Below are 26,407 nucleotides of genomic sequence, written 5' to 3'. Positions count from 1 at the left end.
GCCGGTCCAAGGACACACCCCGCAAACCAGGGGCCGTCAGGTCTCGATTGAGTCAGACCCACCCACCCACAACCAACATAGTGGTCTCGATCGCCACTTCGACCGGTCTCGCGGCAGGGCGGGGGATTAAGGTGGGGGCGTGACTTTCTCGCTCCCCGAGGACCTGGCCCCCGAGCTCTACCCGCTCGCCTGGCTGGTCGGCACCTGGCGCGGCTACGGCGTGCTCACCTACGGTGAGACCATTCCCGAGCAGGCGGTTTACCAGGAGATCGTCTTCGACCATGACGGCGGTCCCTACCTGCGCCAGGTCACCACCGTGTGGACCCTGGACGCCACGCGATCGGAGGACCTCGACTTCGAGGTTCCCGGCCTCGAGGGCGCCGCGCGCATCGCGCCGGCCCGGATCTGGTCCTCCGAGACCGCCTATTGGCGCCCCGTCGGCCAGGAGAGCCCCGACGCCGACGACGCCGACACCCGCACCCCGATCACCCGCCTCGAGGTGGTCTCCGCCGACCCGGCCGGGCAGGTCGGCGTCTGGGAGGGCTGGATCCAGGGCCCCCGCGCTCAGATCGGCACCCAGGCCGTGGGCCGCACCCGCACCAGCGTCCCCATGACCGAGATGACCCGCGTCCTCGGGCTCGTGGGCGGCGATCTCATGTGGGCGCAGGACATGGCCGCCTTCGACCAGGACCTGCAGAGCTACGCCTCCGGCCGGCTCGGGCGGGTCGAGGACCCCGATGAACCCGACGCCCAGCCGGGCTCGCTCCTGCCCGATGACCCTCAGCCCCCCGAGCCGGCCGATGCCCCCGCGCAGGGGGCCGACGACGGCGGGGCCGCTCAGTGATGCGCCGCTCACCACTGCTGGACTGGCCGGACGCCATCGCCGAGGACGCCAATGGTCCCGACGCCGCCGTCCCCGCGCACTACGGCAACCCCCTGCGCGAGCAGGCGGCCCTGGTCGATGGGCAGGCGATCACCGCGCTGGCCAGGGACGTCGTGGCAGTGACCGGTCCGGACCGCCTCTCCTGGCTCACCACGCTGACCAGCCAGGTCCTGACCTCCCTGGCCCTGGGCGACGGCGGGGCCGAGGCCCTCGTCCTGGACGCCCAGGGGCGCATCCTCCATGCGCTGGCCGTCCTCGACGACGGCGCCACCGCCTGGATCGTCGTCGACGCGGGCAGGGGGAAGGCGCTCGTCGATCATCTGGAGAGGATGCGCTTCATGCTGCGCGTCGAGGTGTCCCTGCGCGACGACGTCGCCGCCCTGGGAGCGCTGGGGAGCGGAGTCGCCGCCCTCGAGGAGGCGGTCCGCGCGACCCGCCCCGGAGACGATGAGCCGCTCGCGGAGTCGGATGCCCCCGCGACGGCCCTCCCGGGAGCGCCGATGACCTGGCGCGACCCCTGGCCCGGCATCGTCGACGGCGGGACGAGCTACGACGTCGGCCTCGAAGCCTGCCGGCATCCGGGGGAGGGCTATCGCGCGGCCATGGTGCTCGCCCCCGCCGGGCGGGTTCCAGATATCGCCCGGTCCTTCCTGGAGGGGGCCCCGGGGCGGAGGCCGGCCGGGGCGCTGGCCTGGGAGGCGCTGCGCGTCGAGGCGGGGCGCCCCCGCTGGGCCCGCGAGGCCGACGAGCGCGCGATCCCGCACGAGCTCGACTGGCTGCGCACCGCCGTCCACCTGGACAAGGGCTGCTATCCCGGCCAGGAGACGGTGGCCCGCACCCTCAACCTCGGACGCCCCCCGCGGCGCCTCTCCCTCCTGCAGCTCGACGGCCTGACGGGGCGGGCTCCCCTCCCCGGCGTTCCCGTGCGCCTGGGGGAGCGCGTCGTGGGCGCCGTGACGAGCGTGGCCCGCCATCACGAGCTCGGGCCGATCGCCCTGGCCCTCCTGCGCCGGGGCGTGCCTGCGGACGCGGCGCTCCTCGTCGATGTCGGGGAGGCCGGCCAGGGCGACGGCGCGGCGCCCCCGGAGATCGTCGCCGCGGTGGATGCCGTCCAGGAGCCGCTGGTCAGCCCCGAGGGGCGGGCGCAGGCCAGTCCAGCCGAGCGCCCGGGCGCGGGGCTGCGGGCCGCGGGCCGCGGTATCGGGCTCGGCAACAGCGGATCGACCGGCGGCCTGGCCGGCGGGCCCCGCACGGCCTGAACCGCCTGAACCGCCCGAGCGGTCGCCCCGGGCACGGCGGCACCCTGCCCCGCCCCGCCGAGCCGCTAGGGTGGGGGCGTGAGCATTTTGATCACTACCGCGAATGCCCTTGCCGAGACCGTCAACTATCTGCAACTGGCCTTCATCCTGGTCGCCATGGCGCTGGGCGCGTGGGCGGTGGTGGACTCGCTCATCCACCAACCCGATCATTACGTCGCCGCCGGCAAGCGCAGCAAGGGCTTCTGGGTGGGCCTCAACGCCGTGGGCCTGACCGTCGTTCTGCTCACGGGGGGCCTGTCGGTGCTCGCCCTGCTGGGGGATGCGGTCGCCTCGGGACTGCACGGCATCGCCGGTCGTCACCCTCAATCCCTGTCCCTGTTCGGCCTGCTGGGGATGGTGGCCAATGCGGTCTACCTCGCCGATGTGCGCCCCGCCCTCCAGGTGTACCGCCCGATCCGGGTGCGCTCGCGGATCCGCCGCTCGGGCGGTGGGGGCTCGAAGGGCCGGTGGCGCTGATGCGCGCCGTCCTCCAGCGCGTCACGCGCGCGGCCGTGCGGGTCGACGGCGACGTCGTCGGCGAGATCACGTGCCCGGGCCTCATGGTGCTCGTGGGCGCCACTCATGGCGACGGCCCCGCCCAGGTGGCCACGATCGCCCGCAAGATCGCGGACCTGCGCCTCCTGGCCGGCGAGCGCTCGGTCACCGAGGCCGGCGCGCCCGTGCTCGTCGTCTCCCAGTTCACCCTCTACGGGGATGCGCGCAAGGGGCGGCGCCCCACCTGGAACGCCGCCGCCCCCGGCCCCGTGGCCGAGCCGCTGGTCGACGCCGTCGTGGAGGATCTGCGCGGGCGCGGCCTGGAGGTGGCCACGGGCCGCTTCGGCGCCGACATGCGCATCGACATGGAGGCCGACGGCCCGGTGACGATCCTGGTGGAGGCCTGAGTGATCGGTGGCCCGGCACGGCTCCTGCCGGAGCTGGTGCCCGGCTCGGTCAGCGTGGCCGAGACCCGTGAGGAGCTCGATGAGGTCCTCCACCGTGAGGAGACCGCCCTCGCCGAGCGCATGGTCGACCGGAGGCGCCGGGAGTTCGCCACCGTCCGGGGCTGCGCCCGCCGCGCCCTGCTCGGTCTGGGGCACCGGCGTCCGCCCATGGTGCCCGGCAGCGCGGGCGAGCCGACCTGGCCCGCGGGCGTCGTCGGCTCCATGACCCACTGCGAGCATTACCGCGCCGCCGCAGTGGCGCGCCAGGAGGATGTGGACTGCCTGGGCGTCGATGCCGAGCCCAACGCCCCGCTCCCCGCGGGCGTGCTGGCGCGGGTGGCGACGACGCCGGAGGAGCTCGGCCGCCTTCGCGGCCTCGCCGCCGAGCGGCCCGACGTCGCCGTCGACAGGCTCCTGTTCAGCGTCAAGGAGAGCCTGTACAAGGCCTGGTACCCGCGGGAGAGGCGGTGGCTGGGCTTCGGCGATGCCCTGGTGCGCCTCGATGATGGCGGGTTCATCGCGGATCTGACCGATCCCCGGCCCGGAGGGAGGACGAGGCGCCTCCACGGGAGGTGGATCCTCGCCGAGGGCACCATCGCCACGGCTGTTGTCGTGCCCGCGGGCCGTTGGGACGGTGAGGCGGCGGACCGCTTACTTGCTCCCGGTGCGCCCGGCTCGTGAGGATATCGGCGGCGCCGATGATGACGTGCCGTGTGAGCACGTGCTTGAGCAGCAGGCCCCGGGCTCGCGGACAGGCTGGAGATCCCGGCCGGGGGCTCCGACCGACTGATGTCGGACGACCAAGGCGGGCATGTCAGCCCGTCCCGGCCCTCCGCGGCCCCCCTCCTACCGCCCGAGGAGTGAGAGGATCCGCGCCTTGAGGTCCTGGTAGTCGGCCGAGGCGGGAGCGGCGGCCAGGGCGCGCGGCACCTCGAGATCGGCCACCACGTGGGCGGGCCTCTCGGACAGGACGACGACGCGCTCGGCCAGCCGCAGCGCCTCGTCGACGTCGTGGGTGACGAGGATCGCGGTGAAGCCCTGGGAGGACCACAGGTGGGCGAACTCGTCCTGGAGCCCCAGGCGGGTGAGGGCGTCGAGCTTGCCGAAGGGCTCGTCGAGGAGGAAGAGCCGGGGTCGATTGACCAGCGCCCTGGCCAGGGCGGCGCGCTGCGCCATGCCCCCCGAGAGGGTTGAGGGGTAGGCGCCGGCGAACTCGCGCAGCCCCACGATCTCCAGGGCGGCGTCGATCCGCCGTTGGTCGATGGCCAGGCGCCCCCGCGCCTGGGGCCCGAGGGCCACGTTGTCCCTCACGGTCCGCCACGGCAGGAGGGTGGCGTCCTGGAAGGCCATGGCCCGCTCGGGCGCCGGGCGGGCGATCCTCTCGCCATCGACGACGACGCTGCCCCGGGTGGGCGCCTCCAGGCCGGCGAGGAGCCGCAGGATGGTGGACTTGCCGCACCCGGACTGGCCGACGACGGCAACGAATTGCCCGGGCGGGATCGTCAACGCCACGTCGTCGAGCACCTGGAGTGAGGAGCCCTTGGCGGCCTCGGCCTCGGCCTCGGCCTCGTGGCGGGCGCGGGCCGCGGGCGAGACGCGGCGGATCATCCAGGATAGCCAGCCGTGGTCGAGCTCGTGGTGGAGCGGGTAGCGGTGCGTGACGCCGTCGAGGACCACCTCGGCGCCGCGCGGCCTCCTGGCGTCACCGGCGGGGGCGCCCTCGGGCTCGGATGCGGACTCGGCGTCGGCCACCGCAGCGGCTCGGGTCGTGCTCTTGGTCATCGTGGGTCACCACCGGACGAGGTCGTGCTGCCAGGCGAGCAGCGAGGAGCGGAGCTTGAACAGCAGGATCATCAGGGCGCGGCAGAAGACGACGAGGACGACGAGCCCCACGTACATCCGGGGGTAGTCCGCCCATCCCTTGACCCAGTTGATGTACCAGGCCAGTCCCCTGTCGACGCCCACGAGCTCGGCGGTCATCAGGGCCGCGAGCGACGTGCCCAGGCCCGTGAACAGGCCGGTGAGCATGTCGGGCAGGGCGGCGGGGATCGCCACGCGCCCCACGAGGAAGCCCTCGGAGGCGCCGAGAGTGCGGGCGGCGTCGATGTAGCTGCGGGGCACGGCGTGAACCCCGGCGCGGGTCATCGTCGCCATGGGGAACCAGGCCCCGAAGGCGATGATGAGCACCGCGGAGGCGAAGGTGGACGGCGCGATGAGGAGCGCCAGCGGGAGCAGGGAGGCCGCCGGGACCGGGCCGATGGTCTGCAGGAGCGGGTGGAGCCAGTAATCGGCCCGCCGCGACCAGCCCATGAGCAGTCCCGTGACGAATCCCGTCGCCGAGCCGAGCGCGTACCCCACCAGGAAGAGGAGGGCGGAGGCGCCCAGGCTCGAGGCGAGGAGGTCGGCATCCCCGCGAAGCGCCTCGATGAGGACCTCCGGGGAGGCGAAGTAGGGCGGGGAGAGCCAGTCCAGCTTCGCCGTCGTCAGCTGCCACAGGATCATCCAGGCCCCGCCCAGCGCGATCCACGGCAGGCGGTGGGCCAGGGCGCCCGCGGCCGACGACGCCGGCCGGGCCAGCGCCCAGGCGAGCCACGCCGCCAGGAGGGCGATCCCGGCGCCGACGACGATGAGGAGCGGCCGGTGGTCGGCCGTGCGCGGCGCGGTGTCCGGGACGGCGGTGATGATCACCGGATGCGCCGCCCACAGGACCAGTGCGAGGGCGCCCTGCCTCAGGAGGCCGCGGAACCGGGACCCCTCCGCCGTGTCGGCAGCGCCGACGGGGCCCGGAGCGGTCGGGCCCTCCGGGCCCGTCGGCGGCTGGGGCGCCTGCTCGGCGGCGCTCATCGGCCGATCCCCAGGTCGGCGTAGACGGCGTCGGCGAGTGCGCCGGCCGCGATGCCGGCGGAGATGAAGCCGGTCTTCTTGAAGCGCTCGATCCCCGGCTCGATGGCGGCGCGGAAGCGGGTCGCGGAGGCGTCGAAGCCGTAGGTGCGCAGGACCTTCTCGACGACGTCCTGCTCGGCGGCCACGTACTCGTTGTCCACCTCGAGCCTGGCGATCTCCTCGATGTGGTCGGGCACGTAGGCCGACCCCCTGATCCACGCCTCGGTGAGCGCCTTGGCGCTCTCGGGCCGCTTGGCGATGAAATCGCCGTTGAGGACCACCGAGCAGCAGAAGTCCTCGGCGTCGTTGTTGGCGATCTCGTGGCCGGTGCCGCCCAGGACGGGCAGGAGGACGCCGGGGTCGGAGCCCATGATGACGTCGACGTCCCCCGAGGCCAGCGACTGGCCGAGGGAATCGGAGTCGACGGTGCGCCAGCTGATGTCCCCGCTCGAGGGATCGGGGTTGATCCCCGCATCGGACAGGCCGATGGAGAAGTAGGCGAAGGCGGAGGAGGACAGGGAGGGGACGCCGATCGAGGCGCCCTTGAGGTCGGCCAGCGAGGAGTAGGAGGAGCCCTCGGGGGCCACCACTCGCAGGCAACCGGCGTGCAGGCCCGCGGCCAGGCGGGCGTTGAGGCCGTTGTAGATCGGCTCGAGCCAGGAGAAGAAGATCCCCGGGGCGCCGATGTACTTCCCGGCGCCCACGCCGTCCTTCGTGTCCTCGGTCTGCTGGGTGCGCACGAGGGTGACGTTGAGCCCGGCGTCGTCGAAGTAGCCCTGGTGGTAGGCGGCGTAGAGCGGGGCGGCGCAGATGTCTCCGCCGATCACCAGGGGGAGCTCCTCGGCGGCGCCGATGACCCCCTGGTTCGTTCGGCGCAGGGTGAGCCAGGCGCCCCCGGCGACGAGGGCCGCGGCCGCCGCGACTCCCCCGAGGAGGAGGCCCCGGCGGGAGGTACTGCGCCCGGCAATGGCGGAGAGCTCGTCGGGATCGTCGTCGGCGGCGAGGATGTCCGCCGCGTTGCGCGAGGTGACGGGCTCGTCGAGGTGATCCTCCACGGTGGAGGGCCGTGCGGCGGCGGCCTCCTCGGCCTCAGGGGCGGACGATGGCGAGGGGGCCGGGGAGGGTGATGAGGATGCGGACATGGTGATCTCCTTGTGGAAGGCGGGGGCGGGTCGGGACGGGGCGGGTGAGCCCGTGGGGCAGCGGAGGCCGTGGCCCGGAGCGGCGATGGCCCTGGTCGGGGCGCCGCGCCTCTGAGCGGGCGCGGTCGGGTGCGCCGGACGACGGGGCAGGGGCGCGGCAGGAGGATCCGGTCGGCGCGAAGGCGGGCAGCGGGGAGAGCGCGCCCGGAGCGCGTCCCGCGCCCGGTGACCCGGAGGGAACGGGGGCCTCGGGCCGAGGCCGTCGACCCGCCGTCGGGCTCAGCCCGTCAACGGGCGGCGACGACGGTGCCCGGAATGCTCAACAGGCCCGACAGCCGGGCATGGAACGGCGACACAGGCGCATCATCCCCGCGCGGCCGATCATCGCCGAGGACGCGAGGGCGTCGTGACCGGCAAGGATGCGCGTGGTGTGTTCCATGCGACGAACCTTACGCACCGGGCGCGGGCGGTGTCATGGCGGCGCTCGGAATGCGGACGGCGCCTCTCGGCGCCCTGGTGGTACGGCCTCGTCCCACAGGACCCCGCAGGATCCCGGCAAGACATGAGTCCCCCGGGCTCAATCCTGGCTCACGCCTACCGCGAACAGGGGCATGGGCCCCCATGCCCCGCCGTTAGCCTTGGCAGCACGTGCCCGCGCTGGGCCCGCTCGCGCTTATCGAGCACTCGCGGCCCCGGCGCCCCCCAACCGACCGCACGTGCCGAGGAGATAACCCGCGATGTTCGAACGCTTCACCGACCGCGCCCGCCGCGTCGTCGTCCTTGCCCAGGACGAGGCGCGGGCGCTCAACCACAACTACATCGGCACGGAGCACCTCCTTCTCGGCCTCATCCACGAGGGCGAGGGCGTGGCCGCCAAGGCCCTGGAGTCGATGCAGATCTCCCTGGACGCCGTGCGCGCCCAGGTCGTCGAGGTCATCGGCGAGGGGCAGGCCGCGCCCAGCGGTCACATCCCCTTCACGCCCCGCGCCAAGAAGGTCCTCGAGCTCTCGCTGCGCGAGGCCCTGCAGCTGGGCCACAACTACATCGGCACCGAGCACATCCTGCTCGGCCTGCTGCGCGAGGGCGAGGGCACGGCCGCCCAGGTGCTCATCAAGCTCGGCGCGGACCTGTCCTCCGTGCGGCAGACCGTCATGCAGATGCTCTCGGGCTACGAGGGCAAGGAGACCGTCACGGCCGGCGGTCCCTCCAAGGAGGGCACCCCGTCGGGCAGTGCGATCCTCGACCAGTTCGGCCGCAACCTCACCGCCGCCGCGCGCGAGGGCAAGCTCGACCCCGTCATCGGCCGCCACAAGGAGATGGAGAGGGTCATGCAGGTCCTCTCACGGCGCACCAAGAACAACCCCGTCCTCATCGGGGAGCCCGGCGTGGGCAAGACCGCCGTCGTCGAGGGCCTCAGCCAGGCCATCGTCCACGGCGACGTCCCCGAGACCCTGCGCGACAAGCAGCTCTACTCCCTGGACATGGGCAGCCTCGTGGCGGGCTCCCGCTACCGCGGCGACTTCGAGGAGCGCCTCAAGAAGGTCCTCAAGGAGGTGCGCACCCGGGGGGACATCGTCCTGTTCATCGACGAGATCCACACCCTGGTGGGCGCCGGCGCCGCCGAGGGGGCCGTCGACGCCGCCTCCATCCTCAAGCCCATGCTGGCCCGCGGCGAGCTCCAGACCATCGGCGCCACCACGCTCGAGGAGTACCGCAAGATCGAGAAGGACGCCGCCCTGGAGCGCCGCTTCCAGCCGGTGACCGTGGACCAGCCCAGCATCGAGGAGACCATCGGCATCCTCACCGGGCTGCGCGACCGCTATGAGGCCTTCCACCGCGTCGTCATCACCGATGAGGCCATCGAGGCCGCCGCCAAGCTCGCCGACCGCTACATCAACGACCGCTTCCTGCCGGACAAGGCCATCGACCTGGTCGACGAGGCCGGCGCCCGCCTGCGCATCCGCCGCATGACCGCCCCCCAGGAGCTGCGCGACATCGATGAGAGGATCGCCGAGGTCAAGAGGGATAAGGAGTCCGCCATCGACGACCAGGACTTCGAGCGCGCCGCCGCCCTGCGCGACGACGAGCGCCGCCTGGCCGAGGAGCGCTCCGCCAAGGAGAAGGCCTGGAAGGACGGGGACCTGGACCAGGTCGCCGAGGTCGATGAGAACCTCATCGCCGAGGTCCTGGCCATGTCCACCGGCATCCCCGTGGTCAAACTGACCGAGGCGGAGTCCTCCAAGCTGCTCAACATGGAGGCCGAGCTCCACAAGCGCATCGTCGGCCAGAACAAGGCCATCGAGGCGATCTCGAAGTCGATCCGCCGCACCCGCGCGGGACTGAAGGACCCCAAGCGCCCCGGTGGCTCCTTCATCTTCGCCGGCCCCACCGGCGTGGGCAAGACCGAGCTCGCCAAGGCCCTGGCGGAGTTCCTGTTCGACGACGAGGACGCCCTCATCCAGCTCGACATGTCCGAGTTCGCCGAGAAGCACACCGTCTCGCGGCTCTTCGGCGCCCCTCCGGGGTACGTCGGCTACGACGAGGGCGGTCAGCTCACCGAGAAGGTCCGCCGCCGGCCCTTCTCCGTGGTGCTCTTCGACGAGGTGGAGAAGGCCCATCCGGACATCTTCAACTCGCTCCTGCAGATCCTGGAGGACGGTCACCTCTCCGACGCCCAGGGCCGCGAGGTGGACTTCAAGAACACTGTCATCATCATGACGACCAACCTCGGCTCGAAGGACATCGGCAAGTCCGTGGCGACGGGCTTCCAGTCCACCGAGTCCGGGGCCATGGACTACGAGGAGATGAAGGCCCACGTCAACCGCGAGCTCAAGCAGCAGTTCCGCCCCGAGTTCCTCAACCGCGTGGACGACCTCATCGTCTTCCCGCAGCTGACCAAGGCGGAGGTGCGCGAGATCGTCGACCTCATGATCGCCCGCCTCGACAAGCGCATGAGCGAGCAGGACATGACGATCGAGCTCACCGACGCCGCCAAGGAGCTGCTCGCCGAGCGCGGCTTCGACCCGGTGCTCGGAGCCCGTCCGCTGCGCCGCGCCATCCAGCGCGACATCGAGGACGCCCTCAGCGAGAAGATCCTCTTCGGCCAGATCGAGCGCGGCCAGAAGGTCATCGTGGACGCCCAGGGCGAGGGGATCCTCGGGGAGTTCACCTTCCGCGGCGAGGCCATCCCCACCACCCCCGAGCAGGAGGCCGCCGTCGCCGACGCCGAGAGGGTCGTCGAGGAGGCCGCCACGGTCGAGGGCGCGGAGGGCCAGGACTCACCGGAGGCCACCGAGGCTCCCCAGGTGGGTTGATCTCCCCAGGGGAGCGCTCGCGCGAGGAGCCCGTCGGCGCCATGGGAATGGCGCTCCGACGGGCTCCTCCCCGCCCCCGGGGCCCGCTCTGGGGCCGATCGGGGGAGCCGTCGGCTGTGATAGCCGTCCTGACGCAGTGTTGTGACCCGGTGGTAGCCTCTTGGATCGTTCCGGCGTCCCTGCGCGCCGTGACGTGAGCAGACGCGGCCCCGTCTCTCCCGCACCACCGCCGACCCAGTTGATTGGGCTGCCGACTCGACGCGCCTGCCGACCATGCCCGACGACGATCGGAAGTCGATGGATAACAGGATCCCTGCCACCGAGAAGAGTCTTCAGGAACGAGCATCCCGCGCCAGCGCGAAGGGCGACCGGAGGCGCGCCGAGAGGCTGCGCCGTGAGCAGCGCCGACTCGCCTACCTGCGCCGCAGGCGCCGTCTGCGCGCCGACGACGTCACCGTCGTCGAGGAGTCGGCGCTGCGCAAGGCGATCCTCGGATCCGTCGTGGGCAACATCATGGAGTGGTACGACGTCGGCGTCTTCGCCTACGTCGCCGTGCTCGTGGGCCAGGCATTCCTGCCCAACGCCAGCCCCGTGGCCCAGAACCTCTTCTCACTGGGGGTCTTCGCCGTCACCTTCGTCGCCCGGCCACTGGGCGGCGTCATCCTCGGACAGCTCGGCGACCGCCTCGGGCGCAAGGAGGTCCTGGCCTTCACCCTCATGATGATGGCGCTGGCGACCTTCGGCATCGGCATCCTGCCGCCGGCCAGCGTCCTGGGCGCCTGGGCGCCGATCCTGCTCATCTGCCTCAAGCTCGTCCAGGGCTTCTCCACCGGCGGCGAGTACGCGGGCGCCACGACCTTCGTCACCGAGTACGCCCCCGACAAGCGCCGCGGCTTCTACGCGGCCATGCTCGACTGGGGCTCCTACATCGGCAACGCGCTGGGCGCGGGCTTCGTCACCGTCCTCATGCTCACCCTGCCCGGGGACTTCATGTCCACCTGGGGCTGGCGCATCCCCTTCCTCCTCGCCCTGCCGATGGGCGCCATCGCCCTCTACCTGAGGACCCGCATCGAGGACACCCCCGCCTTCCGCGGCGCCCAGGCGGAGACCGAGGACGAGGAGCCCGCGGACCTGGCGGCCGTGGAGACCGAGATCATGAAGCCGGAGGAGGGGCCCCTCGGCTTCAAGGAGATGGTGCGGACCTACTGGCGGGAGCTGGGCATCGCGATCGTCCTCGTGGCCGGCGCCAACACCGTGGGCTACACCCTCACCTCCTACATGCCGACCTACTTGACCACCACTCTCAACCTCGACGCCGAGCACGGCCCCCTCCTCACGCTGCCCATCCTCGTCCTCGTGGCCTTCCTCGTGCCCGCCTGCGGCCTGCTGTCGGACCACGTGGGCCGCCGGCCCGTCCTCCTGTCCGCGGCGGTGGGCACGATCGTGCTCGCAGTGCCCGTGTTCCTGCTGCTGGAGCACAAGGAGGTCTGGTCGGTCCTGCTCGGCCTCGCCCTGCTGGCCTATCCGACGGCGGCCTACGTCGGCAACCTCGCCGCCTCCCTCCCCGCGATCTTCCCCACCCGCTCCCGCTACGGCGGCATGGGCATCGCCTACAACATCGCCGTCGCCCTCTTCGGCGGCACGGCCGCTTTCATCATGGAGGCCCTCGTGGCCTCCACCGGCAGCCCCCTGGCGCCCGCCTTCTGGTTGATGGGGACCTCCGTGGCGGCCCTCGCGGCGATCTTCGGGCTCAAGGAGACGGCCCGTCGTCCTCTGCCCGGCTCCATGCCGGCCGTGGCCAGCCGGGAGGAGGTCGCCGAACTGGTCGAGACTCAGGAGGAGAACCCCGACCTCGATGTCTCCGAGATCTTCGCGATCGCCCCGGCCCACCTCGTCGACACCGAGCCGACCGTCGCGGAGGCCCTGGCCGAGGTCGAGGTGGCCCAGGCCTGGGAGGACAAGGCGCGGGTCAGGCTCGACCGCGCCACGCGCGCCACCACCGAGGCCCTCAGGGCGCTCGATGAGGCCCGTAAGCGCGAGAGCGCCTCCTCTGATTCCCCGGGCCCCCGGGGGTGAGCGGAATCGAGTGGGGCCGGCCGATCCGCCCCGAATTAAGGAACTCCGGGGAATGGTCTTGCGCACATCGTGGGCGCATCGGCTTCGTGTGCCGCAGGGCTTCCTCCTCGGCGCGGACGGCCTCGGGCAGAGGACCGCGTTCTGATTCCGGCACTTCCGCTAACCTGGGAAAACTCTGATTGTTTCCTGAGAGTTATTGTGTTTCACTTTGAGTGCCGTACGTAATTCCAGGTGGAGTGTATGGCGCGGTTATCGTGGAGGGGTCCGGGTCCCTGATCAGCACAAGAGGCGAACCCGAAACGCCTTCACGACCCCCTGTGAGAACACAACAGAATGAGCCGCATACACGAACAGCGCCACCTGCCGCAGCGCGGGGGCCGCAGTCCTCTCCCTCGTGTCGACCTCACCGCGCTGGTGATACCGCTCGCGCTTGGCGCCTCCATCCTCTGGCTGCTCGGCTGGCCCGCCGCCAGCACCATCGCCCTCATCGCGGCGCTGGTCCTCCTGACCGCCGGGCTGCTCACCTCCCCGCCCGCCGCGGCCAGGGGCGGTCGCTCCACCGGTCCCCGTGATCGCGGATCCTCGCTGTGGCTCATGGCCCTGGTCATGTCCCCGGCGATCCTCCTGGGCAGCGCCTTCCCCCTCGTCGCCGACCGCCTCGCCCCGCACGCCGTGGCCGGTGTCCGCCTCGAGACCCTCATCCTGTCCGCCTCGGTGGCCGTCCCCTGGCTCAGCCAGGTGGTGGGGACCCCCGTGTACCGCCTCCTCGGCTCCACCATCCCCCGGGGGCCCGACGCCGTCAGGCGCCACTACTGCGAGGTCTGGCCCGGGCTGCTCCTCCTGTCCATCGCGCCGGCGATGGCCGTGACCGCCTGCGTCGGGATCGTCACCGGCTGGGGCGCCGGCGCCCTGGCCGCCCACTTCGCCCTCATCATGGCGCACGTCGTCTTCGTGCAGTCCCTCGTCGTGGCCGACCTCGGCTCGCGCCGTCACCTGTGGGCGCTGGGCTGGCTCGCCTACGCGATCGCGCTGCTCATCGCGCCCGACTGGTGGCTGGCGCCCCCGCTGGCCGGGGCGCTGAGCCAGATCCTCGCCATCGGCACCGACCTGCGCGCCCTGGCCCGCCCCCGGCGCTTCGCCGTCGTCCCGGTGATCGCCGACATGGGGCGCGGGCTCATCCTGGGCGGCGTGCTGTGGGCCGACAAGCTCCTCCTGTTCATCACCGTGGGCAGGCAGTTCGACGTCTCGCTCGTCTACCTGTGCCTCCAGCCCGCCGTCCTGGCCTACTCCTACTACTTCGCCATCGCCTCGCCGCGCATCAACCAGGCCTTCTCCGGCTTCCACGATGCCCTGGAGAACGAGCCCATGAGCGCCCTGCACCGGAGGGGGGCCGCGCTGCGGCGCATGGTCACCTGGTCCCTGGCGCGCATGGCCTCGGTGGGCAGCGCCGCGACGCTCGTCGTCGTCGCCCTGACCGCCATCCTCGCGCCCGGCGACATCGCCGCGGTGACGGCCATCAGCGCAGCCAGCCTCCTCTTGGCCATCCTCACCCTTCTCGCCTACGAGATCGACCACGCCGGCGACTCCCGGGCGGCCCTGGCCCTGTCCGGGATCGCCGTCGTCTTCATCGCCGCCTCCTTCGCCGCCCTCGGCGGCGTGAGCGCCTACGGTCCCATCGCCCTGACCGCGATGGGCCTGAGCATCATCGGCGCCCTCGTCTACCACCGGCGCTGGAGCGCGCCCGAATACGCATTCTTCTGGGGAAAGGCACTGTCATGGTGAGTCTCGCACTCGATACCGCTCCGGAGGCGCTCGACGAGCGCGCCCCGCAGGCCCCCGCACTGCTCGCGCAGGAGGAGCCCGCCCCCTCCCGGCCCGACGGCGTCCCGGCTGACGGCCGCTACGAGGACGTCGACGTCGCCATCGTCATGGAGTCCACCTACCCCTACCTCAAGGGCGGGGTCTCGGCGGTCGTCCACGGCATCATCACCGGGAACCCGGATAAGACCTTCGGGATCATCCACATCGCCTGGGACTCCGAGGCCCCGCACACCGACCTGTACGGGATGCCGTCCAATGTGGCCTGGGTGAGGGTGCTCTACCTGTCGATGGCCGAGCACCGCGATGACTTCCTGGCCGCTCGGCCCCGCGACCTGCGCATGAGCCGCGCCCAGCGGCGCGCCCTGTCGCGCCGGCTCCTCGGCGCGCTCATCGAGCTGGCCACCACCGGCGACGGCGAGGAGGTCTGGCGGCTCATCGACGAGGGCATGAGCCCCGCCACCCGCCGCTACCCCCTGTGGGCGCTGCTCGGCACCCAGGAGTTCATGGAGGCCTTCCGCGAGATGATGCCGGATCTGGGCATGCCCCTGTCCGAGCTGTTCTGGTGCCTGCGCGACTTCTTCTCCCTGGCGCACGCCGTCCTGGCCGACCCAGTGCCCCGCGCCGCCGTCTACCACGCCCACACCACCGGCTACGCCTCCCTGCTGGCGGCGGCCGCCGCCAGCCAGCACGGGGCATCCTTCCTGCTCACCGAGCACAACCTCTACGTGCGCGACACCGTCAACACGCTTCTGGAACGCCGCATGGACCTGCCCGTGCGCCTGAGCGACTACCGGGACTTCGACGTCACCGCGCGCGAGCGCATGTGGATGGCCTGGTGGATCGAGATGGGCCGCCTGTGCTACCCCCGCGCCGACCTCATGACCTACCTCTACCCCCGCGCCATCGAGGAGGCGAAGGACCTCGGCGGCATCCCGGACAAGTCCGTCGTCCTGCCCAACGGGCTCGACGTCGAGGAGTTCGACGCCCTGTGGTCCGCCCGCCGCGAGGCGATCGAGCGCATCCACGCCGAGGGCGACCGCCATCTGTGGAGGCTCGTCTACATCGCGAGGGTCGTGCCCATCAAGGGGCTGCTCGACCTCATCGAGGCCGTCGAGATCATGCGCGAGCGCGGCATGGGCATCCACCTCGACGTCTGCGGGCCCACCGAGCACGTGCCCGAGTACTACGAGCGCTGCACGGCCCGCATCGTCGAACTGGGCCTCCAGGACGTCATCACCATCCGCGGCACCGTGCGGGTGCGCGAGCTGCTCGACGAGTTCGACCTGTTCGTCCTGCCGAGTTACAACGAGGGCCTGCCCGTGGTCTCCCTGGAGACGATGGGCGCCGGGATCCCGACCGTCTCCTCCGACGTCGGCGCCCTGCGCTCGGTGGTGGAGGACCCGATCGAGGCGGACGACGGCGGGTTCATCGGCCCGTGCGGGCTCATGCTCACCCCCGGCGACCCCGCGCTGCTCGCCGAACGGATCCACCAGGTCATCTCCAATCCCGGCCTGTACGAGGACATGTGCCACGCGGCCCGGCGCCGAGTCGAGACCGCCTTCAACCTGGGCCTGGTCAACGCCACCTACAACCGGATCTACAACGACCTCGCGAGTCGGCTCCCCACCGCCCCCGCGAGGGCCGCCGGGGCCGCCGGTCTGCTGGAAGGGGGCGCATGACCGGCGTCGGCGCCTGGATCCGCTACGGCGGCCCCCTCGAGGCCGCGGACGTGGAGGAGGCGGCCCGGCACTACCGGGCCGCCATCCTCCAGCCCTGGGAGACGGCCGCCGCCGCGCGCCTCAAGGAGCTCGCGCCCCATATGACGGTCCTGGCCTACCAGTGCCTGTCCTCCACGAGGGACTTCGAGCCGCCCGAGCGCCGCGCCTCCGGGATCAGCCATGCCGAGGCCACCCGCCGCGACTGGCACGCCCGGCGCCGCGACGGCTCCCTCATCGAATGGGACGGCTACCCGGGGCACTTCCAGACCACCGTCTGGGACCCCGACTACCGGCGGCGCTGGGCCGAGCGCGTGCGCGAGAGGATCGCCCCCACCGCCTTCGACGGCGTCATGGCCGACAACGACGTCTTCGACGACTACTACGGCCTCGGCCTGCCCATCGAGGGCGCCGACGACCCCGCCGCGCTGCGCGAATCCCTCGGGATGCTGGTGGATGAGGCCGGCGCCGCCCTGGCGGGCATCGGCCGGGTCCTCGTGCCCAATATCGCCGAGGCCCGCCGCGAGCCCGGCCGCTGGGAGCGCCACAGCGCCTGGGGCGGGGGCTTCGACGAGTGCTGGCTCGGCTGGGGCGATGACTCCTTCCTCGGCGCCCCCGACGCACTCGCCCAGGCGCATGAGCTCACCGCCCCCGGCCTGACGATCGTGCGCGCCCCCAGCGGGGGCCCCGGGTCGCCCCGGGCGCTCTACGGGCTGGCCGCCTTCTGGGTGCTGGGCGGAGGGCGCGGCGCCTTCGCCTCCACCGGCCACGACGACTACTCGCGCCTGGCCTGGCTGCCCGCCCTGGACGCCGACCTCGGGGCGCCCCTGGGCCCGGCCCGGCACCGGGGCCGCCTGTGGCGGCGCGACTTCGAGCGGGGCGTCGCCGTCGTCAACCTCGACGGCGCCCGCGGCGCCCGTCCCCGCCTGCCCGCCGGCCTCGTGGAGCCGGGCCCCCGGGGCGGGGCGGACGGCGCCTTGCTGCCCCGGCGCGTGGTTCTGGGCCCGAGGTCCGGGCTCATCGCCCTGCGGCCCTGAGCCCATCACCGGATGCCGCAGGGCCGTTCGGGTCCGGGTGGAAGGAGCGGCGCGGTTTGAGACTAGGACCGAAGTCACCTTAGAGTAGGCGCGACCCTACCGGCGCGATGTCGCGCGACTGACGAGTGAAAGAGGCGACGATGCCCAAGTACGTGTACCGCTTCAGCGAGGGAGACAAGGACCAGAAGGACCTCCTGGGCGGCAAGGGCGCGAACCTCGCCGAGATGACCCGTCTCGGCCTGCCCGTTCCCCCCGGCTTCACGATCACCACCGATGCCTGCCGGGCCTACCTCGCCGACGGCGCCGTCCCCGACGAGCTCGCTGTCCAGGTGACCACCGCGCTGCGCGAAGTCGAGGAGGAGCTCGGCCGCGAGCTCGGGGCCCCCGAGGACCCACTGCTCGTCTCCGTGCGCAGCGGCGCCAAGTTCTCCATGCCCGGGATGATGGAGACCGTCCTCAACATCGGCCTCAACGACTCCTCTGTCGAGGGGCTCGCCGACGCCAGTGGGGACGCGCGCTTCGCCTGGGACTCCTACCGCCGCCTCATCCAGATGTTCGGCAAGACCGTCCTGGATGTCGACGGCGAGCACTTCTCCAGCGCCCTCGACGCCAAGAAGGCCTCGCGCGGCGCCACCCTCGACTACGAGCTCGACGTCGACGCCCTGCGCGAGCTCGTCGAGGAGTACAAGGCCATCGTCCGCGAGCACGCGGGCATCGAGTTCCCCCAGGACCCCCGCAGTCAGCTCGACATGGCCACCGAGGCCGTCTTCCGCTCCTGGAACACCGAGCGCGCCCGCATCTACCGGCGCCGCGAGAAGATCCCCCACGACCTGGGCACCGCCGTCAACGTGTGCACGATGGTCTTCGGCAACATGGGCCAGACCTCCGGCACCGGTGTGTGCTTCACCCGCGACCCCTCCACCGGCCGATCCGGCGTCTACGGGGACTACCTCGTCAACGCCCAGGGCGAGGACGTCGTCGCCGGCATCCGCAACACCCTGTCCCTGGCGGACCTGAAGTCCCTCGACCCGGAGTCCTACAAGGACCTGCGCGCGGCCATGCGCAAGCTCGAGACCCACTACCGGGACCTGTGCGATATCGAGTTCACCATCGAGCGCGGCAAGCTCTGGCTCCTCCAGACCCGCGTGGGCAAGCGCACCGCCGCCGCCGCCTTCCGCGTGGCCACCCAGCTCGTCGACGAGAGGCTCATCACCACCGATGAGGCCCTCACCCGCGTCACCGGGGACCAGCTCACCCAGCTCATGTTCCCGCAGTTCTCCACCACTGGGGAGCGGGACCTGCTCACCAAGGCCATGCCCGCCTCGCCCGGGGCCGCCGTCGGCTTCATCGCCTTCGACAACGCCGAGGCCATCGCCCGCGCCGAGGCCGGCGAGTCCGTCATCCTCGTGCGCCGCGAGACCAACCCCGACGACCTGCCCGGCATGGTGGCCGCCTCCGGCGTGCTCACCGCGCGCGGCGGCAAGACCTCCCACGCCGCCGTCGTCGCCCGCGGCATGGGCAAGACCTGCGTGTGCGGCGCCGAGGCCCTCGAGGTCGACGCCGCCGCCAGGACCGTGCGCGTGGCCGGGCGCGACGAGCTGCTCACCAGCGAGGACATCATCGCCATCGACGGCACCACCGGCGAGGTCTTCCTCGGCTCGGTGGAGGTGACCGACTCGCCCGTCATGACCTACCTGCGCCGCGGCCTGGAGACCGCCCTGGACAGCGCCGGCGACGTCGACAACCGCGAGCTCATCACCAGCGTCGATCGCCTCATGCGCCACGCCGACAAGGTTCGGCGCCTGGCGGTGCGGGCCAACGCCGACACCCCCGACGACGCCCGCCACGCCATCCACCGCGGTGCCGAGGGCGTGGGACTGTGCCGCACCGAGCACATGTTCCTCGGCGAGCGCAAGAAGTTCGTCCAGAACCTCATCCTGGCCTCCACCGATGCCGAGCGGGAGGCGGCCCTCGCCGCCCTCCTGCCCCTGCAGAAGGATGACTTCGCGCAGATGCTGACCACGATGAACGGCAAGCCCATGACGGTGCGCCTCATCGACCCGCCCTTGCACGAGTTCCTCCCCGACCTCACCGAACTCAGCGTCAAGGTGGCCGTCGACCGGGAGAAGGGGATCCTCGACCCCGCCGACGAGGAGCTCCTGGCCGTCGTGCGCAAGAGCCACGAGTCCAACCCCATGCTCGGCCTGCGCGGCGCCCGCCTCCTGCTGACGATGCCCGGCCTCATCGAGCTCCAAGTGCGCGCCATCGCCGAGGCGGCCGTCGAGCGCCTGCGCGCCGGGGGAGACCCGCGCCCCGAGATCATGATCCCGCTCATCGGCTCCATCCGGGAGCTCCAGATCGCCCGCGAGCGCGCCGAGGCTGTCCTGGCCGAGGTCGGCGCCGAGTCCGGCTACGACCTCTCCTTCCCGATCGGCTGCATGATCGAGCTGCCCCGCGCCGCCGTCACCAGCGCCCACGTCGCCGAGGAGGCCGACTTCTTCTCCTTCGGCACCAACGATCTCACCCAGACCACCTGGGGCTTCTCCCGGGACGACGTCGAATCATCCTTCGTGGGGCGCTACATCGACGAGGCAATCTTCGGCACCTCCCCGTTCGAGTCCATCGACGTCGACGGCGTGGGCGCCATGGTCCGCCTGGGCGTCGAGGGCGGCCGCTCCACCAAGCCGGGGATGAAGATGGGCGTGTGCGGCGAGCACGGCGGAGACCCCGACTCCATCGCCTTCTTCCACTCCGTGGGCCTCAACTACGTCTCCTGCTCCCCGTTCCGCGTCCCCGTGGCGCGCCTCGAGGCCGGCCGCGCCGCCGTCCTCGCCCCGGAGCAGGGCCAGGAGTAACGAACCCGCGGTCGCGCGCCGGACACTGGAACGACGGCGCCCACCGCCTCCCCGCGGGGAGACGGTGGGCGCCGTCCCACATCCCGGGGCATCCCGGGCCGGTCCGCGCCGTGCGAGAATCGCCGCATGAGCCTTCCGACGGCCCGTATCCCTGAACCCCCTGGCCCCGGCGGCCCCGGCGCCCTGGGAGCCGTGCCCCCAGCCCCCCGGGCGCCCGGCTCCACGCCGCGCCCGCCCGCGGCTCCCATGAGCGCCGACGAGCTCGCCTCCCTGGCCATGAGCCTGACCGAGCGCATCTGCGCCGTCGTGCTCGGCAAGGAGGACGAGGTGCGCACCGCCGTCGCCACCTTCCTGGCCGGCGGGCACCTCCTCATCGAGGACGTCCCCGGGGTCGGCAAGACCACCCTGGCACTGGCCCTGGCGCGCTGCCTCGACCTGCGCTCGGCCCGCATCCAGTTCACCGCCGACCTCCTGCCGGCCGACGTCACCGGCGTGTCCATCTACGACCAGGCGGCCCGCACCTTCCGATTCCACCCCGGGCCCATCTTCACGGGCATTCTCATCGCCGACGAGATCAACCGCGCCACGCCGCGCACGCAGTCCGCCCTCCTGGAGGCCATGGGGGAGGGGCACGTGAGCGTCGAGGGGCACGCGCGGCCCCTGCCCGACCCCTTCATGACGGTCGGCACGCAGAACCCCCTCGACATGGAGGGCACCTTCCCCCTGCCCGAGGCGCAGCGCGACCGCTTCATGACGCGGCTGTCCCTGGGCTACCCCGACCCCGAGGCCGAGACCGCCATGGTGCTGGCCCGAGGCGGCGCCGACCCCCTGATGTCGCTGACGCCCCTGGACACCGAGGCCGGGGCCCGGCGGGCGCGAGCCGCCGTCGCCGCCATCAGGGCGGCCCGGCCCGTGGCCCGCTACGCAGTCGCGCTCGCGGCCGCCACCCGGGACACCAACGAGCTCATCCTGGGGGCCAGCCCCCGGGCCGCCCTCCACCTCGTGGCCATGGGCAGGGCCGTCGCCGCCATGGACGGACGCGGATTCGTGACGCCGGACGACATCGCCGCGGCCGCTCCCGCCGTCCTCGGCCACCGGATCGTGCCCGCCGGGCGCTTCGCCTCAACCGCCCAGGAGCGACAGGCCGCCGGATCCGTGCTCGCCGGGATCATCGCCCGCACCCCGGCGCCGAGGTCCTGATGGCTCACCGGGCGCCCGGTCGGCGCGCGGGGCGGGGGCAGTGGCCGCGGCTCCCGATGGCCGTGCCGACGTCGCACGGCTGGGAGATGGTCGCCCTGGCGCTCTTCCTGCTGCTCGCCGGATGGGCAGTGCGCCTCCCCCTGCTCATGAGCGCCGGCCTCCTCCTGGCGATCCTCATGCTCCTGTGCCTGCTCATGGCGGTGGCGCTGGGGGCGCTCGCCGCGCCCCGGGCACGACTCGTCGGACCCGAGGAGATCACCGCCGGGCAGTCCGGCACCTGGGCCATCGAGTGCCGGGCCAGGCTCATCGGCGCCCTTCCCGCGTGGCTGCGCTGGGAGATCGAGCACCTGCCCCGGAGTGCGAGCCCTGCCGGAGGGATCGCCCCCTACGGCGAACGGCGCTTCACCGGACCCCTGCGGGAGGCGGGGCGGCACGGTGCCGCTGACCGCGGGGAGTCGCTCGTCTCCTCCCTGACGATCACCGGCGCCGAGCGCGGGACGCTGCGCCTGGAGGCCAGGTGGCTCCTCATCCACGAGCCCTTCGGCCTGGCCCGGGCCCGCGTGCCGATCCGTGCCGTCGCCCATGTGCTCGTCCTTCCCACGCCCGCGGCTCTGCCCGAGGGCGTCGCCGTCGGCCCGGGCTCGGCCTCCTGGAGTCGAGAACTCGCCCGTGAGCGGGGCTCGGCCCAGCGCGGCGGCGAGCAGATCTCCCGCCTTCGCGACTACCTCCCCGGGGACGCTTTGACGTCCATTCACTGGCGCCAGTCCGCGCGTCAGGGCGGGCTCATCGTCGCCGAGAGGGACCGAGTGCCGCACCCCCGCCGCTCGCTCGCCCTCCGGCTCGCCGCCACGGCGCCCCCAGAGGGGCGGGACCGGGCCGGGCGCACTGGGGCAACGGAGCCGCAGGACGGCGCGGAGGCGTCGGAGCGCGCGGAGCGGGCGATCGGCGTCGCCGCGGCCCTCATCGCCGCCTGGGAGGAGCAGGGCTGCGCCGTCGGCCTCGACCTCGGCGGCGAGGCGGGTGACGGGCCGAGCGCTGGGCCCGGCAGCGCAGGCGGCAGCGCCCCGGACCGGGGCCCCGCCCTCCTTCGCCGCCTCGCCGTCGTCGGTCCGGCCGACGCCAGGGCGAGTGCCGCCGAGCACTGGGGTGCGCGCGGCACCGACGCCCCCGACGTCCTCGTCACCGACTCCCCGGCGCTCGCCGCGCGCGCGGGCCGGGAGCTGCCGGAGGCCTCGGCGATCATCCTCATCGGCGACGATGGCGCACCCGCCCTCCGCACCGACGCACCCGCAGGGGGCATCCGATGAGGGGACGGATCCCGCGCACGGGCCGCCCGGCCGGACCGGGCCGGCTGAGATGGTCCCGCGAGCCCCACCCCTCGGGCGAGGCCTCGCGGCTCCAGCCCCTGTGGGGGGCCCTCATCATCACCGCCCTGTGGTGGGCGGGCCTGAGGGTCCTCGAGCGGATCCTCCTGCCCGGGCCCTGGCAGTCGCGCGCCTTCCTCATCGCGGCCGCCGTCCTGCTCATCACCGGCGGCGCCCGGGCCCTGCGGCCGCGGCGCCCCGTCCTGCCCTGCGTCCTCGGCCTCCTCGCCGGCAGTGCCCTCCTGGCCGCCCAGTCGCTCACCAGCCCCGCCCTGAGGACGTGGCTGGCCAACCCGGCGTCCGCGCTCGCCGAGGTCGGCCGGCAGGTCCGCTCCACCGAGCCGCCCATGCCGGTGAGCGACAGCCTCTCCCTCGTGCTCGCCGCGCTCACACTGCTCATCGCCTGGTGGTGCGCGCTCATCTCCACCACTGGCGGCGACAGGGTCGGGGTGACCGCCGTCGTTCCCGCATCCTCCATGCTCGTGGCGGGATTGCTCGCCGACTGGACCCCACCGGGGTGGGCGGTCGCCGGATTCGGCATGGGCATCCTCCTGCTCATCGCCACCGCCGCGCCCATGGCGCCCGCCCGGCGCGGGAGCGTGGCCGGCATGACGGGCACGACGGGCGTGGCGGGCTTGCGCGCCCGGCTGGGCCTGGTGGGGACACGGATCGCGGTGCTGATCCTCGCGCTCGTCCTCGCCGCGGGGGCGGGCAGCGGCCTCCCGGTCAGGGGGCAGGACGGCCTGCTCGACCGCATCGTCGGCCGGGAGGGGAGCGCGCCCGAGACCAGCCTGACGCTGGGCAGCGACCTCGTCCACAGCACCGGCACCGCCTTCTCCTACCAGGCCGAGGGCTCCGAGGGAGGCGAGTCCCTGCGCTTCACACTCGCCGTCGTGCGCGATCTCGACGGCGCCACCTGGGACCCGATCAGCCTTCCCGACAACTCGCGGACGGTCGCCGAACCCCCGACGGGCCTCGATGATGCCGCCCTCACCCCGATCTCGGCCCTGGAGGCCGCCGGGGGAGAGGCCGTCGGGAGCGGTGCCGACGTGCCCGGGCTGCGCGCCGTCGTCATGCGGGTGGACGATCTCGTCACCGATCGGGCGCCCTTGCTCCAGTCCACCCTCGTGGTGGACTCGGTGGGCGAGCGGACCCTCGGCTCCTGGGACGGCGTCTCGCTGGACACGGCGTCCTGGCGCTGGATCCCCGGGACCTCCACCGCGCGCTCCTGGCGCGATACCACTGCCAGTGGGGACATGTACCGGGCCTACGGGTGGAGCGCCGTCGCCGGGCCCGACGGGGAGCCGATGATCGCACCGCCGTATCCCGCTCCGTCCCCCGCGCCCGAGGAGCTCGCACCCTACCTGGCGCTTCCCGAGGGGGCCGGCCCGGGGAGCCCGAGCGGCAGCGCCGTCCATGCTGCCGGGGCGGAGGCCCTGAGCGCGGCGGGGCTCGATGAATCCTCACCCGTCCCCGCGCGCGCCGCCGCGCTGGCCGCCTGGTTCCACGGCAATGGATTCATCTACAACGAATCCGCCCCGGGCAGCTTCGACGGCACTGAGGAGGGCGGCGGGTCCGCTGACCCGGTGAGCACGGTCGAGGCGTTCCTGGCCGAGCGCTCCGGCTACTGCATCCACTATTCCGCCGCGTTCACGCTCATGGCCCGGGATATGGGGCTGCCGACCCGCATCGCCATCGGCTACGCCTCCCACAGCCCCACCCCTGGGCAGAACGCGGGGCCGACCCAGGTGCGCGCCGAGGATCTGCACGCCTGGCCCGAGGTCTGGGTCGATGGCGCGGGCTGGGTGGCCTTCGAGCCCACCCCCGGCGGGGCCGGAGCGCGCGCCAACAAGGCGACTCCGGCCGAGGCCGATCCGGCTCCGACGGCGACCGCTTCCCCGGAGACCACTGCCCCCGCCCCGGCCACCGCCTCCCAGGGTGCGGCAGGGCCGACGGCGGGCGGTGCCGCCCGGTCCGCCGAGGGGCAGGCCGTCCCGGTCGAGAGGGCTGGGGGCGTCGGCCTGGACGCAGTGCCGGGCGGGCTCGCCGTGGGGGCGGCGGCGGTGCTGCTGGTGCTATCACTGCTCGGTGCGCCCGCCGTCGTCAGGGTGATGAGGCGACGGCGCCGCGCAGCGATCATGCGCAGTGCCAGTGGTGGAGCCGACGCCGGGGGCGGGCCGGCGGAGGCCGCTTGGGCTGAGCTGCTGGATAGCGCCGTGGACCTCGGGCTGATCGGCCGGGGGACGGCACTGCACTCGCGCACGCCCGGAGCCGTGGTGGCGAGCCTGGCGGAGGTTCTTGGTGCTGGTGACGGCTCCGCGAGTGCGTCCCTGAGCGTCTTGGAGAGCGCGGTGGTGCGGGAGCGCTACGGCGCTGGCGCGGTTGAGGGCGCCGACTCTGCTGCCGGGGAACTCGGGTTGGATGAGGCACTGGGAGCATGTGTGAGGGCTATGCGTGAGAAGGCCGGCCGGACCCGCCGAGTTCGCGCCCGCTTCCTCCCCGCGAGCCTTCTCCGCCCCCTCCGCATCTGACCCCTCCCTCTCTCTCGCCGAGACCGGTCGAAAACGTCATCGAGACCGGTTGAAGTGGTGGTCGAGACCGGTTCCTTGTCCACAGGGTGGGGCTGGTGGGGGTCGTGTTGGCTGGTTTGTCCACAGATTGGTGGTGGGGTCTGGTGCTGGGGGAAGGTTGGTTCTAGGGTTGGGGTTCGACGGCGATGCCGCCGTCGTCTGGGGCCGACCTGGGGCCTCGAGCTGTTGTCCCCCTGGTCCGTGTCCGCCCATCCGCCCCCCTCTTTCTTGGAAGGCCCCAGATCCCATGGCTCCCGTGTCCTGCCGCTCTCCGGTCCGCGCCGCCGGCGCCGTAGTGCTCCGGCGGCGCCGCTCCAGCGGCCCTGCGCCCGGCCGATGGCGCCGGGGTCTTGAGGCGCTGAGAAGACGCTGGGCGCTCCCGGTAGCCCTGACCCTACTGGCCTGCTGCGCCCCGGGCCCGGGGCTGCTGGCGGCCTGCGCCAACGACGCTCCTGCGCCTGAGGTCAGCGGAACGCTGCCCACGCGCTTCTTCTCCACCCCCGAGGCCAGCACTACCGCGACACCCACCACCAGCGCCGGCGCACCGGTCTCGCTCGGCCCCGAACTGGCCGCCCAGAGAGCCACCGCCCTGGCCATGCCCAAACCGGTCAAACCGCCAGAGGCGAGCGAGAACACCCAGCAAGGCGCCGTCAACGCCGTCGTCCACTTCTTCAACCTGTACCGCTACGCCTTCATCACCGGCGACACCACCGACCTGGCCGCCATGAGCGAGGAGGGCTGCGTCTTCTGCCAATCCACCATCAACGACGCCACCAAGCTCCACGAAGGCGGAGGATGGGCCAACCCCTGGACGATTACTCTTAAAGACTTGAGCTATATCTATCCCGATGAAGGAAAAGAATACTCGGGTGTTCAAGGAACACTGGTCGCCAGTGCCTCCACGGTCATAACGGGGGATGGTGAGATCGCCGAAAAATCACAGGAAACCGTTTCCGTATTTATTGCCATAAAATATGTCGACAATGGATGGATCATCAAAGGGGTGTCGGTAGAATGAGTCGCCCACTCCTCGTCGCATCCCTTGTGATGATGCTCGTCGGATTTGAGATTCTTCCTGCAAGCGATGAAATCAACGATGCTCCTTCTGGCCGAATCGTCGAAATTACCGGGCGGGCGAGCGATGAGAACATCACCCTTCAACAGTCGGTGATCGAAGCAATTCAGGTCGGGGGTGGTTCTTCGTCGTCGGGTGGTGGGGGCGGGTCGCAGGTGGTGGTCTCCGCCGGGCAGCCCCGGGCCATGGCCATGGAAGGAGACTTCATCTGCGATGGGCAGGACGCCCAGGGC

Annotated in this window: 19 protein-coding genes; 16 read left to right on the top strand and 3 right to left on the bottom strand. The window is 72.4% G+C overall.

Annotated elements, in window-relative coordinates; all coding sequences use genetic code 11:
* Window positions 1–139: 139 nt before the first annotated feature.
* The 5 genes from B1H55_RS10050 to B1H55_RS10030 all read left to right on the top strand — a co-directional run bounded on the left by B1H55_RS10050 (window position 140) and on the right by B1H55_RS10030 (window position 3,803).
* Window positions 140–844 carry a heme-binding beta-barrel domain-containing protein gene (locus B1H55_RS10050; protein ID WP_073453060.1) on the top strand — a complete coding sequence of 235 codons (705 nt, stop codon included), beginning with the start codon at window positions 140–142 and terminating at the stop codon, window positions 842–844.
* Entirely contained in the window at window positions 844–2,142 is a 1,299-nt protein-coding gene (gene ygfZ / locus B1H55_RS10045; protein ID WP_077240536.1) for a CAF17-like 4Fe-4S cluster assembly/insertion protein YgfZ, read from the top strand. The genes B1H55_RS10050 and ygfZ overlap by 1 nt, the downstream gene beginning before the upstream one ends.
* Before the next feature lie 78 nt (window positions 2,143–2,220).
* Complete coding sequence (locus tag B1H55_RS10040) at window positions 2,221–2,658, top strand: DUF2516 family protein (protein WP_073453064.1); 438 nt, start codon at window positions 2,221–2,223, stop codon at window positions 2,656–2,658.
* Window positions 2,658–3,083, top strand: coding sequence for a D-aminoacyl-tRNA deacylase (gene dtd, locus B1H55_RS10035; RefSeq protein ID WP_073453115.1), 426 nt, complete (start codon window positions 2,658–2,660; stop codon window positions 3,081–3,083). Before B1H55_RS10040 ends, dtd begins: the two co-directional genes overlap by 1 nt.
* Complete coding sequence (locus B1H55_RS10030; protein WP_096519388.1) at window positions 3,084–3,803, top strand: 4'-phosphopantetheinyl transferase family protein; 720 nt, start codon at window positions 3,084–3,086, stop codon at window positions 3,801–3,803.
* A gap of 165 nt (window positions 3,804–3,968) precedes the next feature.
* Here the strand turns inward: B1H55_RS10030 and B1H55_RS10025 are convergent, their stop codons facing one another.
* From B1H55_RS10025 to B1H55_RS10015, 3 genes are read right to left on the bottom strand one after another with little or no spacing between them, the layout of a single operon-like run.
* Window positions 3,969–4,904, bottom strand: coding sequence for an ABC transporter ATP-binding protein (locus B1H55_RS10025; RefSeq protein WP_077240535.1), 936 nt, complete (start codon window positions 4,902–4,904; stop codon window positions 3,969–3,971).
* Between the two features lie 6 nt (window positions 4,905–4,910).
* The gene (locus B1H55_RS10020; protein ID WP_077240534.1) at window positions 4,911–5,966 is read right to left on the bottom strand and encodes an ABC transporter permease; all 1,056 of its coding nucleotides are present in this window, start codon (window positions 5,964–5,966) and stop codon (window positions 4,911–4,913) included.
* Complete coding sequence (locus B1H55_RS10015) at window positions 5,963–7,147, bottom strand: ABC transporter substrate-binding protein (RefSeq protein WP_077240533.1); 1,185 nt, start codon at window positions 7,145–7,147, stop codon at window positions 5,963–5,965. The genes B1H55_RS10020 and B1H55_RS10015 overlap by 4 nt, the downstream gene beginning before the upstream one ends.
* Before the next feature lie 737 nt (window positions 7,148–7,884).
* On the opposite strand from B1H55_RS10015, the gene B1H55_RS10010 reads away from it, so the two are divergent.
* The 11 genes from B1H55_RS10010 to B1H55_RS09965 all read left to right on the top strand — a co-directional run.
* Window positions 7,885–10,461, top strand: coding sequence for an ATP-dependent Clp protease ATP-binding subunit (locus tag B1H55_RS10010; RefSeq protein WP_073453072.1), 2,577 nt, complete (start codon window positions 7,885–7,887; stop codon window positions 10,459–10,461).
* 273 nt (window positions 10,462–10,734) lie between these two features.
* A complete protein-coding gene (locus tag B1H55_RS10005) occupies window positions 10,735–12,537 on the top strand; it encodes an MFS transporter (RefSeq protein WP_231952741.1) in 1,803 nt (600 codons plus the stop codon).
* Window positions 12,538–12,870: 333 nt separating this feature from the next.
* The gene (locus B1H55_RS10000; RefSeq protein ID WP_080461717.1) at window positions 12,871–14,319 is read left to right on the top strand and encodes a hypothetical protein; all 1,449 of its coding nucleotides are present in this window, start codon (window positions 12,871–12,873) and stop codon (window positions 14,317–14,319) included.
* Window positions 14,313–16,037 (top strand): GT4 family glycosyltransferase PelF, encoded by a 1,725-nt coding sequence (gene pelF / locus B1H55_RS09995; RefSeq protein WP_080461716.1) that lies wholly within the window; start codon window positions 14,313–14,315, stop codon window positions 16,035–16,037. Before B1H55_RS10000 ends, pelF begins: the two co-directional genes overlap by 7 nt.
* Window positions 16,034–17,110 carry a putative glycoside hydrolase gene (locus tag B1H55_RS09990; RefSeq protein WP_077240531.1) on the top strand — a complete coding sequence of 359 codons (1,077 nt, stop codon included), beginning with the start codon at window positions 16,034–16,036 and terminating at the stop codon, window positions 17,108–17,110. Before pelF ends, B1H55_RS09990 begins: the two co-directional genes overlap by 4 nt.
* A 140-nt stretch (window positions 17,111–17,250) precedes the next feature.
* Window positions 17,251–19,965 carry a pyruvate, phosphate dikinase gene (gene ppdK, locus B1H55_RS09985; protein ID WP_073453078.1) on the top strand — a complete coding sequence of 905 codons (2,715 nt, stop codon included), beginning with the start codon at window positions 17,251–17,253 and terminating at the stop codon, window positions 19,963–19,965.
* A 126-nt stretch (window positions 19,966–20,091) separates the two neighbouring features.
* Complete coding sequence (locus B1H55_RS09980) at window positions 20,092–21,165, top strand: AAA family ATPase (RefSeq protein WP_231952743.1); 1,074 nt, start codon at window positions 20,092–20,094, stop codon at window positions 21,163–21,165.
* Window positions 21,166–21,227: 62 nt separating this feature from the next.
* On the top strand, window positions 21,228–22,472 hold the full coding sequence (locus B1H55_RS09975; protein WP_157750254.1) for a DUF58 domain-containing protein: 1,245 nt from the start codon (window positions 21,228–21,230) through the stop codon (window positions 22,470–22,472).
* Window positions 22,469–25,060 (top strand): transglutaminase TgpA family protein, encoded by a 2,592-nt coding sequence (locus tag B1H55_RS09970; protein WP_077240528.1) that lies wholly within the window; start codon window positions 22,469–22,471, stop codon window positions 25,058–25,060. Before B1H55_RS09975 ends, B1H55_RS09970 begins: the two co-directional genes overlap by 4 nt.
* Window positions 25,061–25,346: 286 nt before the next feature.
* Complete coding sequence (locus B1H55_RS12400) at window positions 25,347–26,117, top strand: DUF6318 family protein (protein WP_143221382.1); 771 nt, start codon at window positions 25,347–25,349, stop codon at window positions 26,115–26,117.
* Window positions 26,114–26,407 (top strand): hypothetical protein (locus tag B1H55_RS09965; RefSeq protein WP_143222422.1); only part of this gene is annotated, 294 nt, incomplete at its 3' end. The genes B1H55_RS12400 and B1H55_RS09965, both read left to right, overlap by 4 nt.

The organism is Actinomyces denticolens (genome assembly GCF_002072185.1).
Taxonomy (GTDB): Bacteria; Actinomycetota; Actinomycetes; order Actinomycetales; family Actinomycetaceae; genus Actinomyces; species Actinomyces denticolens.
The sequence above is the reverse complement of the archived record's forward strand: the minus strand, read 5'-3'. Positions and strand labels throughout refer to the sequence as shown.